This window comes from Verrucomicrobiota bacterium (assembly GCA_037139415.1).
In the GTDB taxonomy this organism is placed as follows: domain Bacteria; phylum Verrucomicrobiota; class Verrucomicrobiia; order Limisphaerales; family Fontisphaeraceae; genus JBAXGN01.
The window spans coordinates 1-3,007 of sequence record JBAXGN010000340.1; the positions used below are offsets into that span (position 1 = coordinate 1).

The window sequence follows — 3,007 nt, forward strand, 5'->3', positions numbered from 1 at the left end:
CTAGTTCGGTGCCGCCTTGCCTGGCGACCAAGCCGAACGGGCTATTCGCATGGCCGCAGTATGCCGGGGGCCGCGCCGGGTTCGCAAGCCACTTTTTGCGGTCGCGGTTGCGCCCAATAACTTTCCAATAATCGTGCGTGACTTTTTTTCAAGGGTGTCTATAGTATATTGGCTTTCCAGCTTGTTATGCTGGTGAAGCCGTTGAAAGGCCCCCGGAATGGGGGCTGTTATTTTTTATGAAACATTTGTTGTGTCTCGAAAAAACGCCGCGGGCGGTCATGGAACAAATCCTGGCCAGCGCCGCCCTGTTCAAGCGTGATCGCACGAGTCATGTAAAAACGCTGGCGGGGCAGACCTGGGCCATGATCTTTTCCAAGTCGTCCACCCGCACCCGCGTTTCTTTTGAAGTGGGGATTCACGAATTGGGGGGGCGACCATTGTTTCTGAATGCGAATGACATTCAACTCGGCCGTGGGGAACCCATCAAAGACACGGCCCGAGTGCTGGGGCGCATGGTGCATGGCGCGGTGATTCGCACGTATGCCCAGCAGGATGTGGAGGAGTTTGCCCAGTATTCCGGCGTGCCGACCATCAATGCGCTCACGGATGACGAGCATCCCTGCCAGGTGCTGACCGATCTGTTCACCTACCAGGAAAAGCGCGGGCCGATTCAAGGCAAGGTGGTCACGTTTGTCGGGGATGGCGCCTGCAATATGGCGCAATCGTGGATTTTTGCCGCCGCCAAACTGGATTTTGAACTGCGCATTGCCGCGCCGCGAAATTTCCAACCCGCCGCCGAGTTGGTGAAACGCTCCGGGGCCCGGGTGCTAGTGACGGATGATTTGGCTGCCGCCGCCAGTCAGTCCGACTTACTCTATACCGATGTGTGGATCTCCATGGGGAAAGAGGCGGAGTCCGCGCAACGCGTGCAAGCATTGACGGGGTATCAGGTGAATCAAGCCTTGGTGAAATTGGCCAAGCCCGATGCCTTGGTCATGCATTGCCTGCCCGCCTACCGGGGCAAGGAGATTGATGATGCCACCTTCGAGGCCCATGCCCAGACCATCTTCGATCAGGCGGAAAACCGCTTGCACACGCAAAAAGCCATTCTGCATTACCTGGCCGGGCAGTGAGCTTCATTCCAAATCACATTCAAGCTCATTGGAATCAGCCGCAACGAGTATCGTGGCGGCAATCATCTCCGCGGATTGGCCAGGCTGCCATTCAATCCATTGCACCGGAGCCTGACGGCGAAACCACGTCATCTGGCGGCGCGCATATTGGCGGGTGCGGGCTTTGACCAATTCAATCGTCGCCTTCAAATCCCGCTCACCTCTCAGATATTCCACCACCTGCCGGTAACCGATCGCCTGCATGGCATTACGGTTTTGCTCGATCCCCCGCTGCATCAAGGCCTGAGTCTCCGCCACCAACCCAAGCGCAAACATATCCTCCACCCGCGCATGGATGCGGGTGTGCAATTCTTCCGTCGTTCGTTGGAGACCATAGAATCGGAGCCGCTGCGCTTCTGCCGCCGACTTCGTCCACGTGGCACGCTGAGCCGAAAAAGGTTGGCCGGTCAGGCGGATGACTTCGATGGCACGCCACACCCGGCGCGGGTTTTGGCGGTCAATCCGCTCAAAGGTGACGGGGTCTTTGGCCGCCAATTCCTCCAGCAACTCCGGCAGCGGCATGGCTTCCAGTGCGGCGCGCAACTGCGGATCGGTCGGCGCATGACCCAACCCCTCGATCCAGGCCCGGAAATACAGACCAGTGCCGCCGCAGAAGATGGCCCATTTGCCTCGGGCGTGAATCGCGCTCACCGCGTCGGTTGCCAGCGCCACGAATCGCGAGGCATCGAACGGCTCCGTCAGTTCCGCCACATCCAACAGGTGATGCGGCACGCGGGCGCGGTCCGCCGCCGATGGCTTGGCGGTGCCAATATCGAGGCCGCGATACACCTGCATGGAATCCACCGAAATAATCTCGCCGCCCAACCGTTCCGCCAGGCACAGCGCCACCGCCGATTTGCCCACGGCAGTGGGACCGGCCAGAAATAGAGTTGCAGGCGGGGTTGGCATCATGGACCGTCGCTGATTATTTGGCGCACGGTGGTTTGGGAGCCGCGGCCCGCGACCTTCGCCAATACAACACCGCCCCGCCAATCAGCAGAAACACGCTGACAAACTGGGCCGGGGTCAGATGCTGATCCAGCATGCGTGAGGCCGGCAGGTAATCACCCCGGAAGAGTTCCACAAAGGAACGCAGGCAGGCGTAGGCCAGCAGATAAATGGCGAAAATCTGGCCGTCAAACTTCTTGCGGCGATACCCCCAGGCCAGCGCGGCATAGAGCGCCAGGTTCAGCAGGGATTCATAGATCTGCGTGGGATGCACCCCCACCCCGTGCGTGGCATGGTCCTTGGGAAAATGAATGGCCCACGCCACAGCGGTGGGATAGCCAAAGCAGCAGCCGTGCATCAGGCAGCCCAACCGGCCAAACACGTGCGCCAAGGCGACGCTGGGCGCCAGCACATCCGCCAGCTTCCACAGCGGCATCTTCTTCAAGCGCACATAAACGATCAGGCAAAGCGACGCGCCAATCAACCCGCCGTAAAAGACCAGGCCGCCTTTCTGGATCATGAAGATTTCCCAAATGGGCTGCCGGGCGAAGTCATCCTGCCAATACGAAATCACATACAACAACCGCGACCCAACAATGGCCCCGCCGAGCAGCCAGGGCCCGAGGTCCATGATCTTTTCCGGCGCGAAATTGTCCCGGAGCCCGCGCCGGCTGGCGGTCCACAGGCCCAAAATAAATCCCGTCACCACCAGTACTCCATACCAGTGGATGGTCAACGGTCCAAACTGCAATGCCACATCGCGCATGACCCGGCTACGTTAGCGTGGAAACGCCATGTCTGTCGAAAGGTTTTGTTGCCGGTGGTGGAATGGCTATGGCTGATTTTTCATTTAGGTAACCATGAGGAATGGCAGACGGTTACAAGCG

At 59.3% G+C, this 3,007-nt stretch carries 3 protein-coding genes; 1 reads left to right on the top strand and 2 read right to left on the bottom strand.

Going from position 1 to position 3,007, the window contains the following annotated elements; translation table 11 throughout:
* The first annotated feature begins 236 nt into the window (after positions 1-236).
* Complete coding sequence (argF, locus tag WCO56_29385; GenBank protein ID MEI7733715.1) at positions 237-1,133, top strand: ornithine carbamoyltransferase; 897 nt, start codon at positions 237-239, stop codon at positions 1,131-1,133.
* Between the two features lie 3 nt (positions 1,134-1,136).
* Here the strand turns inward: argF and miaA are convergent, their stop codons facing one another.
* The gene (gene miaA, locus WCO56_29390) at positions 1,137-2,084 is read right to left on the bottom strand and encodes a tRNA (adenosine(37)-N6)-dimethylallyltransferase MiaA (GenBank protein ID MEI7733716.1); all 948 of its coding nucleotides are present in this window, start codon (positions 2,082-2,084) and stop codon (positions 1,137-1,139) included.
* A 13-nt stretch (positions 2,085-2,097) separates the two neighbouring features.
* Positions 2,098-2,886, bottom strand: coding sequence for a prolipoprotein diacylglyceryl transferase (gene lgt, locus WCO56_29395; protein MEI7733717.1), 789 nt, complete (start codon positions 2,884-2,886; stop codon positions 2,098-2,100).
* Between the last annotated feature and the right edge of the window lie 121 nt (positions 2,887-3,007).